This window comes from Herbaspirillum rhizosphaerae (assembly GCF_046025915.1).
Lineage (GTDB): Bacteria > Pseudomonadota > Gammaproteobacteria > Burkholderiales > Burkholderiaceae_D > Herbaspirillum > Herbaspirillum rhizosphaerae_A.
The window spans coordinates 354,575-370,797 of record NZ_JAQQFR010000005.1 but is presented as its reverse complement, the minus strand read 5'-3'; the positions used below and the strand labels follow the sequence as shown (position 1 = coordinate 370,797).

Below are 16,223 nucleotides of genomic sequence, written 5' to 3'. Positions count from 1 at the left end.
GGAACACATCATGACACTGACCACACAATCGTTGCTCACGCAAAAGAGCCAGCATCAAGTGACCGCGCTGAGCGATGCCGACGTCCAGCAAACCCTGCCGCTGGTGCCGGGCTGGGCGCTGGAACAAGGTAAGCTGGCCAGGACGTTTTCATTCGAGGATTACCATGAGACGCTAGCTTTTGTGAACGCCATCGCCTATGTGATCCACGCCGAAGATCATCACCCGGAACTGGTCGTAACCTACAATCGCTGCGTCGTAAAGTTCGACACACACAGCGTCAACGAAGGACGCGGCGGCTTGTCGATCAATGACTTCATCTGCGCCGCCAAGGTGGATGCTGTATTCCACCAGACGTTTTCTTAAGCATAATCGTGAGCGCACAAAAAAATACTACAGAAGTCGGAACCATCATCGCCGCACACGGGCGCCATTATCTGGCGCAAGTCGGCGAAGAGAAACTGCAATGCGTCACCCGCGGCAAGAAGAGTGACGTCGCCGTCGGCGATCGGGTCAACCTCAAACGCACTTCGGCCAATCAGGCTGTGATCGAGTCCATCGCCGAGCGCAAGACCTTGCTGTATCGCTCGGATCAGTACAAATCCAAACTGCTGGCCGCCAACGTCACGCAACTATTTATCGTGGTGGCGACGGAACCGGGCTTCACCGATGACCTGATTTCGCGCGCACTGGTGGCGGCAGAATCGGCTGGTGTCGATGCGCATATCATTCTCAACAAGACCGACATCGAAGCTGCGTTGCCGCGTACGCGCCAACGCCTTGAGGTGTACCGCAAACTCGGCTATCCGGTGCACGAAGTCTCGGCGCAGGCGCACCCCGATGCGACCTGTGACACTTTCATGCCATTGCTGCAAGGCCAGACCACCATTCTGATCGGCCAGTCCGGCATGGGCAAGTCATCGATCATCAACCTGATCGTGCCGGACGCCGATATCGCCGTACGTGAAATCTCGGCTGCGCTCGACACCGGCAAGCACACCACCACGTTCACGCGCCTGTATGTCATGGCTGACGACACGGCGATCATTGACTCGCCGGGTTTTCAGGAGTTCGGCCTGTATCAGTTGAGCGAAGGCATGCTGGAACGCGCCTTCCGCGAATTCGCACCCTATCTCGGCAAATGCAGGTTCTACAATTGCCACCATCTGACCGAGCCAGATTGCGCTGTGTTGGCCGCCGTCAAGAACGGCGACATCGCGGCCATGCGGCATCAGTTGTACGTGCAATTGCTGCACGAGTCGTCGCAGAAGCTGTATTGATTGCCCGGACTCTCTTTGCAAAAAGCCGCTCTTCAGAGCGGCTTTTTTTGTATCGGAGATTCGGAACCAGACCGTGCTCAGAATTTGTACGCCACGCTCAACAAGCCGCTGCGCGGACTGCCCGGCATGATCTGCGACAGCCCCGTCGATGTGACGTAGTAATTTTTGTTGGCAAGATTGGTTACGGCAAAGGTCACCTCAGCCTTGCGGAATCGATAACCCATTTTGGCATCCCAACGCGTGTAAGCCGGCAAATCCAACGAGTTGTTGATGTCGACGTAACGTGCGCCTTCATAGACAAGGCCAGTCTCGGCAAAGAAGCCTTGCGTCGGTGCATAGCTGATGAAGAGACTGCCATTCGCGCTCGAAACGCCCACGGAACGCTTACCTTGAATGTTCGTTCCGCAGGTGCGGCACGACCCGGACTCCAGCACGCGCGCATTCTGCACGCTGAAACCGCTGCGGATGAACCAGTTACTCGCCAACTGACCATTGACGCCAAGCTCGATGCCGCGATTGCGTTCGAGGCCGGTCAGCACGAACAGATCGGGACTGGAAGCCACCTGAGTACGGCGGTTGTATAAATCGAGCTGGAAGACGGCCAGCGTGGAGCTGATCTTCTTGTCGAACCAATCGCTCTTGACACCCACTTCCACCTGCCTGCTGAACTGCGGATCAAGTGCGTTGACGTTGCTGGTGGTGCCTGTATCGAGCCCGACCGTGTCAGCACCGCCGGAGGGGATAAAGTTCTTGCTATAGGAGGCATAAAAACTGTGATCCCTCAGTGGCGACCAAACGATGCCGAGTCGAGGGCTGATTGCAGAAGTAGTGCGCTGGACGCGGCTATTGTTGACCTGACTCAATGAATCAGCGGCAAACCGATCCCAACGCAAGCCTGCCAGTATTTGCCACTGCGGCGACAAGCGAATCTGATCCTGCGCATAAAGCGCATAACCGCGCGCTTTGTGTACGCTGTTGGAAAATACCGTCGGTGTCGGCCCGTTGTCCGGCGCATTGTTCGGCGTCAGCAGCGATACCGACGTGGCGTTGGCACGCCACAAGCGAGGATGACGGGTTTCGTCGGTATATTCACTACCGAACAGCAATTGGTGTTCCACGTTGCCCGTCATGACTTTGCCGTCCAGCTCGACACCAGCCTGCAGATTGCGTTGTTTCAGATCCTGCAGAAAGCGGCTGCGCGTCACCATGCTGTTGCCTGGACCTGTCAGACCTCCGGCGAAAGTATTGTCGAAACGGCTGTCCAACTCCAACACACTGAGGACGTTGCGAATTTTCCATTGATTGTTGAACTTGTGTTCCAGCGTCGACCGGACATTGGTGCTGGTGTCCTTGATGTCATCGCGTCCCAGCGCACCGTACGTGGTGGATGGCGCTGCAGGCGGCAAGTAGTAGCTGCCGTTGGCGCGTCGGCCTGCCGGCATGCCGCGATCGGGAACCCGTTCAAACTCGTTGTACTCGGTCTGCAGCAACCAACTGGTGCGCTGGTTATCCCACTTGATCGATGGCGCGACATATTGGCGCGTGCTGTCGACCCCGTTTCGAAAGCTGTCGGCGCGTTCACGACCGGCATTCACGCGCATTGCCCATTCGTCGGAGAGTACCTGATTGATATCGGCGGAGGCACCAAGACGTCCGTAGCTGCCGGCGCTTACCTGCACGCTGTTTTGCACATCATGCCCCGGCTGCTTACTGATGCGGTTAATCACACCGCCCCCGCTTCCCCGCCCATAAAGCACTGCGGCGGGCCCCTTCAATACCTCGATACGCTCGATATTACCGAGACTGCGTACATATTGCGCGTCGTCGCGAATGCCATCGAGGAACAAATCGCCGACACTGGAGAAGCCGCGAATACGAAATGCATCGAAGCGCGTGTCCGACGAATTCGAAATCCCGGGAATGCCGCTCAAGGCATCCGCGAGGGTGCGTCCACCATACGATGCAACTTCTTCCACCGCGACGCTATTGATTGTTTGCGGTATATCGCGTGTCTCCGCCTCCGATCTGGTGGCTGTATTAACCGAAGCAGGACGCGGATCGTAGTGGCTGCGCTTGCTGCGGATCTCGATGGCAGGTAATCCGGCCTCGCTCCCAGCTTCGTCAGCCGCGTAGGCATAATCAAAAGAAGATACGATGGAACAGATGGCAATGGCGACCGGTCGCAATCGCAAACGAATAGTCCCCCGAAAGTTTCCGCGAGCAGGATGGTGATGGCGGGAAGAAAAAAATGACATGTTGATCACTCGACTGGTCTTTGAGAAGAGGCGCAGTCTAATGATTTACATTGAGAATAATTCTCAGTTAATTCAAAACCTCAGAAAAATCGTCGGATGCCGATCAGCTTGTCGAGATGGTGAAAATACCAACCGAAATTGATTTGAATAAATAACAAAGTGACAATGTTATTGTTCTAGCCTGTCTTTCGGTTTGGCGATCCATTCAACTCGTCTGGCTCGCTACATGGAGTCACCGGTTGCTCGGGATAAGGGCGACAATGTCGATTACGCCAACGACGGTGAATGGCGTATCGCGGGGCTCATACTAGGTTCACATGCAGTTCACTCGCTTATGCCTGCTTTTGGGTATCTTTTTGAGCCGAATCCCTTATAATTAAAGCAGTTACAACAATCGGCGGCAGGCGCCCACTGGCCGCCGTTTTTATTTATGGCAATCAAACACTACCTGCAGTTTTCCGACTTTACGCTTGATGAGTATGAGTACGTGATCGAGCGGTCGCGTGTGATTAAACGCAAATTCAAAAACTACGAGCCGCATCACTCTTTGGCTGACCGCACGCTAGTCATGGTCTTCGAGAAGAATTCGACCCGTACCCGACTGTCCTTCGAAGCCGGCATGCACCAGCTCGGCGGCGCGGCGATCTATCTCAATACCCGTGACAGCCAGCTTGGCCGCGGTGAGCCGATCGAAGATGCTGCGCAAGTGATGTCACGCATGTGCGACGTCATCATGATCCGTACTTTCGGCCAGGAAATCATTGACCGTTTCGCCGCCTATTCGCGCGTGCCGGTCATCAACGGCCTGACCAACGAACAACATCCCTGCCAGGTGCTGGCCGATGTGTTCACCTATATCGAGCATCGCGGCTCGATCAAGGACAAGGTCGTGGCCTGGATCGGCGACGCCAACAACATGCTGTATTCATGGCTGCAGGCGGCTGAAGTATTCGGCTTCCACGTCAATGTCTCCACGCCCAAGGGCTACGACATCGACATGAAACAGGTCAGCCCCGGCAATCAGCGCTACACCTTCTTCGCCAACCCGGCAGATGCCTGCCAGGACGCCGATCTGGTCACCACGGACGTCTGGACCAGCATGGGTTATGAAGACGAAAACGCCGCGCGTCTGAAAGCTTTTGACGGCTGGATCGTGGATCAGGCCAAGATGTCGCGCGCGAAGCAAGATGCGCTGTTCATGCATTGTCTGCCGGCGCATCGCGGCGAAGAAGTTTCTGCTGAAGTCATTGACGGGCCGCAATCGGTCGTCTGGGACGAAGCAGAAAACCGCCTGCACGTGCAAAAGGCCTTGCTCGAATATCTGGTACTCGGCAAAGTCTGAGTTTCCACTTTATCTATCAGTTACAACAACCTAGTCAGAACTATCATGTCCAACATCCTGCAATCCGTTCCGGTCAACGAAAAAGTCGGCATCGCCTTCTCCGGCGGCCTCGATACCAGCGCTGCGCTGACCTGGATGCGCCAGAAAGGCGCCATTCCTTACGCCTACACTGCCAATCTGGGTCAACCGGACGAGCCTGATTACGACGCTATTCCGAAGAAGGCAATGCAATACGGCGCAGAACTGGCGCGACTGATCGATTGCCGCGAACAGCTGGCCAACGAAGGTATCGCAGCGTTGCAAAGCGGCGCGTTCCATATCTCCACCGCCGGCATCACGTATTTCAACACCACACCGCTGGGCCGTGCCGTTACCGGCACCATGCTGGTGGCAGCCATGCGTGAAGACAATGTCGACATCTGGGGCGATGGCAGCACGTTCAAGGGCAATGACATCGAGCGCTTCTACCGCTACGGTCTGCTGGTCAACCCTAACCTGCGCATCTACAAGCCTTGGCTGGACAATACCTTCATCGACGAACTGGGCGGCCGCAAGGAAATGTCCGAGTTCATGATCAAGTCCGGCTTCGACTACAAGATGTCGGTGGAAAAAGCCTACTCGACCGACTCAAACATGCTGGGCGCGACCCACGAAGCAAAAGATCTGGAATACCTCAACAGCGGCATCAAGATCGTTCAGCCGATCATGGGCGTGGCATTCTGGCGCGACGACGTCGCCGTCAAGGCGGAAGAAGTGACTGTGCGCTTTGAAGAAGGCCGTCCGGTTGCGTTGAACGGCAAGACTTTCGAGAACATGACCGACCTGATCCTGGAAGCCAACCGCATCGGCGGCCGTCACGGCCTCGGCATGAGCGACCAGATCGAAAACCGCATCATTGAAGCCAAGAGCCGCGGCATCTACGAAGCTCCCGGCCTGGCGCTGCTGTTCATCGCTTACGAACGCCTGATCACCGGCATCCACAACGAAGACACCATCGAGCAATACCGCGACAACGGTCGTAAGTTGGGCCGTCTGCTGTATCAGGGCCGCTGGTTCGATTCGCAAGCCATCATGCTGCGCGAGACTGCACAACGCTGGGTTGCCCGCGCCATCACCGGCGAAGTCACCATCGAACTGCGCCGCGGTAACGACTACTCGATCCTCAACACCGAGTCGGCCAACCTGACCTATCAGCCTGAACGTCTGACCATGGAAAAGGGTGAAGGCGCGTTCTCGCCGCAAGACCGTATCGGCCAGCTGACCATGCGCAATCTGGACATCACCGATACCCGTCAGAAGCTGGCGATTTACCAAAGCACCGGCTTGCTGGCAACCAGCACTGCCGTGTCGCTGCCACTGCTGGAAAAAGAAAAAGACGCGAAGTAATCACATCACCCTCAACTGAAACAAGACAACATGACGACTCAATTCGATAACGTTACCGTCCTGAAAAAGGGCAATGTGTATTTCGACGGCAAGTGCGTTTCGCACAGCGTGATTTTTGCTGATGGCACCAAGAAGACGCTGGGCGTGATCCTGCCGTCGTCGCTGACCTTCAACACCGGCGCACCGGAAATCATGGAAATCAACGGCGGCAGCTGCAACGTCCGTCTGAAGGGTGAAGAAGCCTGGAAGACCTACGCTGCAGGCACCAGCTTCAACGTCCCGGGCAACTCCAGCTTCGACATCGAAGTCACTGACACTGTAGATTACGTCTGCCACTTCGGTTAATCTCCGGAACGCAGCAAATAAAAAACGCGGCCAAGGAAACCTGGCCGCGTTTTTGTTTGTGCGTCGATTTTTTCTCCGCGAGGTGGATCAGATGAACACCGGCTCCGGTTCCAGCTTCACGCTGAATTTCTCCTGTACATCCGTCTGAATCGCCTGTGCCAGCGCCGCAATTTCCTTGCCGCTTGCGCCACCGCGATTGACCAGCACCAAGGCCTGCTTTTCATACACCCCAGCCGCGCCAAGCGACTTGCCCTTCCAGCCGCATTGGTCGATCAACCAGCCCGCAGCAAGCTTGTAACTGCCATCGGGTTGCGCGTAGCTCACCAGTTGAGGATGCTGTACCAGCAATGCATCGCGCTGTTGCGCCTGCACGATCGGATTCTTGAAGAAGCTGCCGGCGTTGCCAATCTGCGCCGGGTCGGGCAGCTTGCGCGTGCGGATTGCGATGACCGCATCCGCAATGTCGCGTGGCGATGGTGCGGTGATTTGTCGCAGTGACAATTCTTGCATGACGTCGGCGTAGTTCATATTCGCCTGCCATTGCTTGGGCAGCGCAAACGTCACATCGAGCACCACGGCGCGATCGCGCAGCGCTTGTTTGAACACACTGTCGCGGTAACCAAAACGGCATGCGGCATTGTCCAGCGTGATGGTCTTGCCGTCGACAAAATCGAATGCAGTGAGGCTGTGAAAACGATCCTTGACTTCGACACCATACGCGCCAATGTTCTGAATAGGCGCAGCACCAACACTGCCGGGAATCAGCGACAGATTTTCCAACCCGCCCAGACCCAGATCGAGCGTCCACTGTACGAAACGATGCCAGTTCTCGCCCGCCGATGCCTTGACGTAGACGCATGTTTCATCTTCGTCAACGATATGCATGCCGGCACCACGCATGTGCAGCACCAGGCCAGGAAAATCCTGTGTCAGCAGCAGATTGCTGCCGCCACCAAGAATCAGGCGCGGCAGGACCGACAGTTCCTTGTCGTTTCTGACCGCAAGCAGCATGTCGACACCGTCGACCGGCAGATACACGGCGGCCTTGGCGTCGATGCCGAAGGTATTGAGATGGCGCAGGGAAAAATCCCGCTGAACAGGTATGGGAAACATAAGCGCAGGATTATAGCGCAGCGCCTCTTCTTCTCTTGTCCGCTCGCTTCACAACGGCGTGCAAACATAGCCGCAATCCCGGTTGTCCGTTAAAATCACGTCTTTCAGGTGCCGGCGCCTTGGATCAGCTAAAGTTCGCGCCAGTAAGACGCCACAGAACATAAAGGAAATCACCATGCCATCATTTGATACCGTCTCCGAAGCTAATCTGGTTGAAGTCAAAAATGCCGTTGATCAGGCCAACAAGGAAATCACCACCCGTTTCGACTTCAAGGGCAGCGACGCCCGTGTCGAACAAAAAGAACGCGATCTGACCGCTTACGCCGATTCCGAATTCCAACTGGGCCAGGTATGCGACGTGCTGACCAACAAGATGACCAAGCGTAACGTTGACGTACGTTTCCTCGATCATGGCAAGATCGAAAAAATCGGCGGCGACAAGGTCAAGCAAGTTATCAAGGTCAAGAATGGTATCGAGACCGAAGATGCTAAAAAAATCGTGCGTGTCATCAAAGACAGCAAGATGAAAGTACAAGCCAGCATTCAGGGCGATGCCGTTCGCGTGACCGGCGCCAAGCGCGACGACCTGCAAGCCGCCATGGCGATGCTGCGCAAGGAAATCAAAGATCTGCCGCTGGAATTCAACAACTTCCGCGACTAAGATCATTTAGCTCCAATCAAAACGCCGGCAATCAAGCCGGCGTTTTTTATGGTCGAACGGAAAATCAGGCCTTTGTGACGCTAAGTCTGCAGGCCCGTAACTTCCTGCTTCTGCGTGATAGTGGAGGCTCGCACCAAATATTTTCGATTCTTCTCCCCTTCATCAAATCTCCATACAACGTCAATTTAATCGCAAATATTGCAATTCAGAATCACTTCGTCTTTGAGGTGTTTATCGACTTTATATCGACGAAACGCCACCAAGAATCGAGCAGTTTCTGAACTCTGCGATCGCAGGAAAACTGCGTAACGCGCCCTTGTGATACCGGGTGCAAACATTTCCGCAGAGGGTTTCCAGGCGGGCCCTGATCATTTTTTATCACCCCGATCATCAAAGGCCAGCCATTTAACCTGGGGTTGAGTCGTCGCCTGCTCCGGCGCTCTCAGCCACGCATTTTTTGGAGTAAACCATGGCAGATTCCACTGGATCGATCTCAACAAAAGCTGGCCCGCTTGACGTCGCAAATATCGTCAGCAAGCTCATGGAAGTCGAAACGAAGAAAACGTTACCTGCGCTGGTGAACAGAGGTAAAAGTATCAGCACGCTGATTTCTGGCTATGGCAACCTGAAAGGCGTACTAGCGACCTATCAAACCGCCATCAAAGGCCTGACGCCCGCCAGCTTTAGTTCACAAAAGGCAGTACTCACAAATGCAAGCAGCGCAACCAATGCCACCACAGAACCATTTACTACCGACATCAACAGTGACGACTCCACCAAATCACAGGCGCAAAAACTGAAATCGGCAGCATTTAGCAGCAATAAAATCTTCACCGCGGGGGATTCTGTAGCAATCAAGATAGGCGGCGGTTCCCCGACTTTTGTCACTCTTACGGCCGACGCCACACTTGCCGGCGTGCGCGACGCGATCAACCGATCCTCAGCAGGAGTAACCGCCTCCATTACCACCGCCGATGACGGCGACCATCTGGTGCTCGAATCGCAGACCGGCGGCACCGGCAATACCATCAAGATCGCTGCGAACAACAGCCTGTCTGCCCTGGCCTATGATCCATCCCGCGCCGTGCCGACAACCATGACCGAGATTCAGGCTGCGCGCGACTCCACCAAAGCGGCATCCGGAACCTATACCGTTGACGTGTTGCAGCTGGCGCAGGCACATAAAATCACTTCGGCACGCATGGCGCCGGGTACGACGTTCGACAATGGCATCCTTGCGATCAAAACTGGCAACGGTTCGACCGCCATCATCAAGCCTGCCACGAATTCCCTGGCTGGTGTACGTGACGCCATCAATGCCAGTGATGCCGGCGTTCTCGCCACAATCGTCAGCAGTAGCGCAGGCGAGCATCTGGTTGTTTCGGCCAAAGACAGCGGCGCAACAAACACCTTGCGCATTACCGGTACCGGCTCATTTTCATCACTATCTTTCGATCCCCGCGGCACGATTACTCTACCTGCTGTGCCGACCAACCAGACCTATGACTCCGGCAGCCTGCGTCTGACCAGTGGCGAGAATCCCGTGGATATCACGCCCACTGATACGGACGGCAATGGCACGATTGACCTCAGTGACGTGATGAAAGCGATCAACACTGCCAACAATGGCGTCACGGCTTCCATACTCAATGACGGCGCAGAAAATCGCCTTGTATTGACACCAACCGGAACGTCGCCGGTTTCGCTCAAGGGAACGCAGAGTTACGCCGATCTGAAGGGAAGTTCAATGGGACAGTTAGTGAAAGCGCAGGACGCCAAGATCAGTATTGAAGGCGTTGTCGTTACCTCCCCCAGCAATAAAGTGAAGAATGCCATTTCAGGGGTGCAACTGAATCTGACCAAAATCACCACGTCCACAGATAAATTCACTCTCAATATCTCCAACGACACCACCGGTATGACCAGCGCAGCCAACACGCTGATTACTGCCTACAACAACCTGCTTAAGTCGGTGAAAGACATGACCAAACAGGTCGTCTCAAAGAAACTTGGCGAGGCAAGCCAGTCAGCCCCTTTGGCAGGTGAAACCAGCGTAAAAGCGTTGATGAGTCAACTGCGCACCACCTTGACTGCATCCGTTGACGGAGGTGGAAAAACCTCGCTGGCGCAAATCGGAATTACTTTTCAAAAAGATGGAAGTCTGGCACTGGATGCGACCAAGTTCTCGGCTGCCGTCACCAACGATTTTGAAGGTGTGAGCAATTTGTTCTCTTCAAAAAATGGCGTCGTGACCCAGTTGCAAAAATTGACTGAGGATATCCTTGCGGACAAGGGCATCATCACTACGAAGTCCAAGGGACTTGAGGGAAGCCAGGCGCTCAATACCAGCAAGCAAAACGCGGTGAATGACCGCCTGAACAACATACAGGATTCCTATACCAACAAATTCAATCGCCTTAACAAAACCTTGGCAAGCATGGGTGAAACGAGAGACTACCTGACGGACCAATTAAAAAAACTCTCGGCCAGATAAACGAAGCGGCTCCGCATTTTTAATGCGAAGCCGCTTTATCCATCTTCATTCGACCCAGGTGGCAACCAGGCCAAGAGATAAGTCAGGAGCGCTATGTTTCAAGCCGGTTCAACATGCGGCATTAAGCAAGAGCAACAAGCATTAGCCGTTCAGCGCATCAGATATATCTTCGTCCGACAGTACCTAAGACGACGCGCGGCTGCGAGGAGACCAGTGCATCTCAAACCGCGTTCCTCCACCAGGAGCCGGTAGACACACTGCGCTACCGCCATGCGCCCTGGCAATCTCCGCAACAACGGCCAGTCCCAGACCACTGCCGCCAGCAAGTCCCGATCCTGCTTCCTCGACGCAATAGAAGGCTTTGAATACCTTCGACATGGACTGATGAGAAATACCTGGGCCATCGTCCTCTACACGAAGACAAACCCGTTCGCCCGTCACCTTCACTTGAATTCTTACCTTCCCTTTCACGGCATGACGTCGCACGTTATCCAATAAGGCATGAAGCGCCTGACGGATACGCATCGGATCGCAAGATACAATGCCTGGCTCCAAATCCATGACGAGATCCTGACCTGTTTCCCGCAAAATTTCTCTGAATAATTCGACCACCGAGGCAACCTCGGACGCCAGATCGATATCGCGAAGATGCAGCGCCAGATGTCCGCATTCGGCCAATGCGACGACGCGCAGATCATCAATCAGGCGTGACAGATTCTCTGTCTGAGCAAGCAAACTGACATACTGTGACTTGTCCGATTGAAGTACCCCGTCAGCCAGACCTTGCAAGCGTGCCTGCAAGATCGTCACTGGTGTGCGCAACTCGTGCGCAACGGCGGCATTCCAAAAAATGCGTTGCTCGTCACGTCCTTGCAAGCGCTCAGCCAGGGCGTTGAACTCATCTACCAGTTGGCTTATGTGATTGATGCTGTGGCTGCTGTGACCGCAGTCACTTCCGCTGCCGGCTTTGCGTGCACGTGCGGCTGAGTCTCCTTGTGACAGTCGGCGCATGCTATCGGTGACCGAACTCACAGGCGTCAAAATATGACGCGCCAGTCTGATCGCCGTGACAGCAACCACGGCCAGACCCAACACCGTCGCGATCAGCCACGACCAATGCAGCCCTGCAAGCGACCACTCCGGCTGACCCAATGCATAAAGATGCTGCACCAGATAATAATGGTGGGAGTACAAAACCGTCGTCACGATCAATATTGCGAAGAATGCCGTTGCGATCATCGACAAGATAATCCGGTGGCCCAAACCTGCCTTTGTCATTCTTTGCTCCATAGCTTGTAGCCAACACCACGTACACCAACCGGAATATCCTTTATTCCGATCATCTCCAATTTTCTTCGCAACTTGCTGATATGACTGTCCACGGTGCGCTCCAGACTATCTCCCTCGGGCAAGCAAACAGACAAGAGCTCAGCACGGCTTGATACACGCTTGGGCGAACGGGCCAGATGCACGAGCAGATTGAACTCGGTAAGCGTGACGATCAGCGTGTACTGCCTGTCTTCGACAAAAACTGTCACTTCATGGTTATCAAGATCGATTTCAAATGGCGCAGCACGCAAGATCTGCAGATCTTTAGCTACAACACGCGAATAGGAGCGGCGCAAAACCGCCTCCGTTCGGGCGATAACTTCCGCAGGATTGAATGGTTTGACGATGTAATCATCGGCGCCGATGCGCAGCCCCATCAGCTTATCGACATCCTGATCAGATGCAGTCAACATGATGACGGGCGTGTCGCCTCTATTACGAATCTCGGCGAGCACCTTCCATCCATCAACATGCGGCATGTGGACGTCCAGCAGCACCAGATCCGGCTTCAGTGACAAATGGTAGTCCAGCGCTTGTCTGCCATCGACCGCACAGGCCGTACGCAGGCCGCTGTGCTGCAGATAGGCATTGAGCACATCGGCAATCCCGGGTTCATCGTCGACAATCAGAACAAGGGCCTGCGGGATGTTGGCTGATTTTGATGAAATGAGAGTATCCATAGCGACGATAAAAAATACGGAGCGCTTTAAAAGATCTTCGCGTCGTATCTGGCTGGTGGCAGCAACGATCGTGCAGCGCGCTGACGGCACAGGCGATCAATATTCTCAGTGCTGGGCGTGGTCATCGCCATATGGTCGATATGGATTCGTGCAGACTCGCACCATATCGTTTGGACAGACTCGGCAAGCGTATCACTTTGATTTCAGCTCGGATGCAGACGATGCCCCACCTCTCAAAATAGAAGATAGTTATCAATATAAGTCGATACGATCGCGATATAAAATCAATGATAAATTCGTTTTTAATTGAAGCATTTTGCAATTAGGCCTTGATCGAGCAGCCATGAAAAAGGGCTGAATTCCAATCTGGAACTCAGCCCTGCGAGCATGCATCATGTTGTTGACCATCTGCGCTCAGACGATCAGTTCAAGCAAACTATTCACAGCAGTAAGACAAACTCAAGCCGCGTCACGATCCCCCACCAAACGGCGTTGCTTGACCGCATCTGCCAAACCTTGCAACACGCCCAGGCTTTCTTCCCAGTCGATGCAGCCATCGGTCACCGACTGACCGTAGGTCAGTTCTTTGCCCGGCACCAGATCCTGACGACCTGCTACCAGATTCGACTCGACCATCACACCGACGATGCGTGTGTCGCCACCGGCAATCTGACCTGCGATATCGGCACAAACCGGGATTTGGTTTTCCGGTTTCTTGGAGCTGTTGGCGTGCGAGGCGTCGATCATCAGGCGTGCCGCCAGACCGCTCTTGGCGATATCTTGGCAGGCCGCTTCGACGCTTACGGCATCGTAGTTTGGCGTCTTGCCGCCGCGCAGGATGATATGACAGTCTTCATTGCCGGCGGTGGACACGATGGCCGAGTGCCCCCCCTTGGTAACCGACAGGAAATGGTGAGGCTGCGATGCCGCCTTGATGGCATCGACGGCGATCTTGATGTTGCCGTCGGTACCATTCTTGAAGCCAACCGGGCACGACAGGCCGGAGGCCAGTTCACGGTGGACTTGCGATTCGGTCGTACGTGCGCCGATGGCACCCCAGCTGATCAGGTCGGCGATATATTGCGGGCTGATCACGTCAAGGAATTCGGTGCCGGCAGGCAGGCCCAGTTCATTGATATTGAGCAGCAGTTCACGCGCAGTACGCAGGCCGTCGTTGATACGGAAGCTGTTGTCCATGTACGGATCGTTGATCAGGCCCTTCCAACCCACGGTCGTACGTGGCTTTTCGAAGTAGACGCGCATGACGATTTCGAGCTCGCCCTTGAAGCGGTCGCGCTCGACCACCAGGCGGCGAGCGTATTCCATCGCAGCCTTGGTGTCGTGGATGGAGCATGGGCCGATCACGACCATGACGCGGTCATCCTGGCCGTGCAGGATGCGATGCAACGCCGTGCGGCACTCTGCCGTCGTGCTCTCGACTTTTTCGCTGCCGCCAAATTCGCGGATCAGGTGCGATGGGGGTGTCAGTTCTTTCATTTCTCTGATGCGTAGATCGTCGGTGCGCGGCATTTTTTTCTCCTGATTACAATCTGAATTGAGTGAATTCGAATGGGTAAAAAAAAACCGCCATCACTGGCGGTTTTTTAGAAATTCGGTTTGGTCTCTACTTACGAACGCTTACCGCTTTTCACCGCCGTGGGGCTGGAATAGCTAAAGTAAAAGTAAAAAAAGTAAGCGCGGGCGAAAGACATTGTGCGATCTGTACGAGTTGAGGTTAATTCCAACGAAAAACGATAATGCAACAATTTCCCGACTTTGGCAACACCGGTCATTAATTTTTCACAAAAACCACATTGAATGACGTTTTTTTGCATTTAAACCGTCACTCAATGCCCTTAACGCACAATTTATGCCGTACCACCCACGGTGACGCCATCCAGACGCAGTGTCGGCTGACCGACGCCGACCGGCACGCTTTGGCCTTCTTTGCCGCAGACGCCAACGCCGGAATCCAGTTTCATGTCGTTGCCGATCAGCGAAACGCGGTTCAACACATCAGGGCCATTGCCGATCAATGTAGCGCCTTTGACCGGATAGGAAATCTTGCCGTTCTCGATCATGTAGGCTTCGCTCGCCGAGAAGACGAACTTGCCGTTGGTGATATCGACCTGGCCGCCACCGAAATTGACAGCGTACAGACCGTTTTTCACCGAAGCGAGAATCTCGGCAGGATCTTTGTCGCCGGCCAGCATGTAGGTATTGGTCATGCGCGGCATCGGCAGATGCGCAAACGACTCGCGGCGAGCGTTACCGGTGACCGGCATCTTCATCAGACGCGCGTTCATGGTGTCCTGGATATAGCCCTTCAGGATGCCGTCTTCGATCAATGTGGTGCATTGGGTCGGATTGCCTTCGTCGTCGATATTGAGCGAACCGCGGCGATCGGCGATGGTGCCGTCATCCACCACGGTAACGCCCTTGGCGGCGACACGTTCACCGATACGGCCGGAGAAGGTGCTCGATCCCTTGCGATTGAAGTCGCCTTCGAGGCCATGCCCGATCGCTTCGTGCAACAAGATGCCGGGCCAGCCAGGTCCGAGCACGACGGTCATCGGACCAGCCGGTGCGGGACGTGCTTCCAGATTGACCAAAGCGGTGGCGACCGCTTCAGAGGCATATTTCTCCAGCAGTTCTTCGCTGAAATAAGCATAGCTATAGCGACCGCCACCACCGCTGCTACCCATTTCGCGGCGACCGTTTTGTTCTGCGATGACGGTAATCGACACGCGCACCAGCGGACGAATGTCGGCGGCGATGATGCCGTCGCTGCGCGCCACCAGCACCACGTCGTATTCACCGGCCAGGCTGGCCATGACTTGCACGACGCGCGGATCCTTGGCGCGGGCGATACGTTCGATACGCTCCAGCAGATTGACCTTGGCCGTTGCGTCTAGCGAGGTCAGCGGATCATGTGGCAGGTACAGCGAACGACCGCCGTTGGGTTGCATGCTGCCGGCGATCTTGACACGCCCTGCGCCCTGACGGCCGATGGTGCGGGTTGCCGCAGCAGCGTCCAGCAGGATCGCTTCCGAGATTTCATCCGAATACGAGAACGCCGTCTTGTCGCCCGATACGGCGCGTACACCGACGCCCTGGTCAATGGAGAAGCTGCCGGTCTTGACGATGCCCTCTTCCAGGCTCCAGCCCTCGCTCTTGGTGAACTGGAAATAGAGGTCGGCGTAATCGACCTTGTGCGTAAACATGGTGCCCAGTGTTTTCAGCAACTTGGCTTCGTCCAGGCCGAACGGCGTGAGCAGGACATCGCGTGCAATACCGAGCGCGCTGAGATTGGGTTCGAATGTTTTCATAAATAATTTAT

The 16,223-nt window shown here is 55.0% G+C and carries 13 protein-coding genes; 7 read left to right on the top strand and 6 right to left on the bottom strand.

Going from position 1 to position 16,223, the window contains the following annotated elements; translation table 11 throughout:
- Nucleotides 1-10: 10 nt before the first annotated feature.
- Nucleotides 11-364 (top strand): 4a-hydroxytetrahydrobiopterin dehydratase, encoded by a 354-nt coding sequence (locus PQR63_RS10340; RefSeq protein ID WP_408167773.1) that lies wholly within the window; start codon nucleotides 11-13, stop codon nucleotides 362-364.
- Between the two features lie 2 nt (nucleotides 365-366).
- Nucleotides 367-1,278: a ribosome small subunit-dependent GTPase A gene (gene rsgA / locus PQR63_RS10335; RefSeq protein WP_408167793.1), complete on the top strand. Its 912-nt coding sequence runs from the start codon at nucleotides 367-369 to the stop codon at nucleotides 1,276-1,278.
- Between the two features lie 77 nt (nucleotides 1,279-1,355).
- On the opposite strand, the gene PQR63_RS10330 is transcribed toward rsgA, so the two are convergent.
- Entirely contained in the window at nucleotides 1,356-3,470 is a 2,115-nt protein-coding gene (locus PQR63_RS10330; protein ID WP_408167772.1) for a TonB-dependent receptor, read from the bottom strand.
- Between the two features lie 493 nt (nucleotides 3,471-3,963).
- Here PQR63_RS10330 and argF point away from each other — a divergent pair, with 493 nt between their 5' ends.
- From argF to ppnP, 3 genes are read left to right on the top strand one after another with little or no spacing between them, the layout of a single operon-like run.
- Nucleotides 3,964-4,875 (top strand): ornithine carbamoyltransferase, encoded by a 912-nt coding sequence (gene argF / locus PQR63_RS10325; protein WP_408167771.1) that lies wholly within the window; start codon nucleotides 3,964-3,966, stop codon nucleotides 4,873-4,875.
- A 45-nt stretch (nucleotides 4,876-4,920) separates the two neighbouring features.
- A complete protein-coding gene (gene argG / locus PQR63_RS10320; protein ID WP_408167770.1) occupies nucleotides 4,921-6,261 on the top strand; it encodes an argininosuccinate synthase in 1,341 nt (446 codons plus the stop codon).
- 30 nt (nucleotides 6,262-6,291) lie between these two features.
- Nucleotides 6,292-6,606: a pyrimidine/purine nucleoside phosphorylase gene (ppnP, locus tag PQR63_RS10315; RefSeq protein ID WP_408167769.1), complete on the top strand. Its 315-nt coding sequence runs from the start codon at nucleotides 6,292-6,294 to the stop codon at nucleotides 6,604-6,606.
- A gap of 87 nt (nucleotides 6,607-6,693) precedes the next feature.
- Here ppnP and murB read toward each other — a convergent pair whose 3' ends face one another.
- A complete protein-coding gene (gene murB / locus PQR63_RS10310; RefSeq protein WP_408167768.1) occupies nucleotides 6,694-7,719 on the bottom strand; it encodes a UDP-N-acetylmuramate dehydrogenase in 1,026 nt (341 codons plus the stop codon).
- Nucleotides 7,720-7,894: 175 nt separating this feature from the next.
- Here murB and PQR63_RS10305 point away from each other — a divergent pair, with 175 nt between their 5' ends.
- Complete coding sequence (locus tag PQR63_RS10305; protein ID WP_050475729.1) at nucleotides 7,895-8,380, top strand: YajQ family cyclic di-GMP-binding protein; 486 nt, start codon at nucleotides 7,895-7,897, stop codon at nucleotides 8,378-8,380.
- Between the two features lie 469 nt (nucleotides 8,381-8,849).
- Nucleotides 8,850-10,874: a flagellar filament capping protein FliD gene (fliD, locus tag PQR63_RS10300; protein WP_408167766.1), complete on the top strand. Its 2,025-nt coding sequence runs from the start codon at nucleotides 8,850-8,852 to the stop codon at nucleotides 10,872-10,874.
- Between the two features lie 183 nt (nucleotides 10,875-11,057).
- Here the strand turns inward: fliD and PQR63_RS10295 are convergent, their stop codons facing one another.
- The 4 genes from PQR63_RS10295 to tldD form a co-directional block, all read right to left on the bottom strand.
- Complete coding sequence (locus PQR63_RS10295) at nucleotides 11,058-12,152, bottom strand: ATP-binding protein (protein ID WP_408167765.1); 1,095 nt, start codon at nucleotides 12,150-12,152, stop codon at nucleotides 11,058-11,060.
- Nucleotides 12,149-12,883 (bottom strand): response regulator, encoded by a 735-nt coding sequence (locus tag PQR63_RS10290; RefSeq protein ID WP_408167792.1) that lies wholly within the window; start codon nucleotides 12,881-12,883, stop codon nucleotides 12,149-12,151. Before PQR63_RS10290 ends, PQR63_RS10295 begins: the two co-directional genes overlap by 4 nt.
- A 459-nt stretch (nucleotides 12,884-13,342) precedes the next feature.
- Nucleotides 13,343-14,413 (bottom strand): 3-deoxy-7-phosphoheptulonate synthase AroG, encoded by a 1,071-nt coding sequence (gene aroG / locus PQR63_RS10285; RefSeq protein ID WP_408167764.1) that lies wholly within the window; start codon nucleotides 14,411-14,413, stop codon nucleotides 13,343-13,345.
- A 338-nt stretch (nucleotides 14,414-14,751) separates the two neighbouring features.
- Nucleotides 14,752-16,212 (bottom strand): metalloprotease TldD, encoded by a 1,461-nt coding sequence (tldD, locus tag PQR63_RS10280; RefSeq protein ID WP_408167763.1) that lies wholly within the window; start codon nucleotides 16,210-16,212, stop codon nucleotides 14,752-14,754.
- Nucleotides 16,213-16,223: the final 11 nt, after the last annotated feature.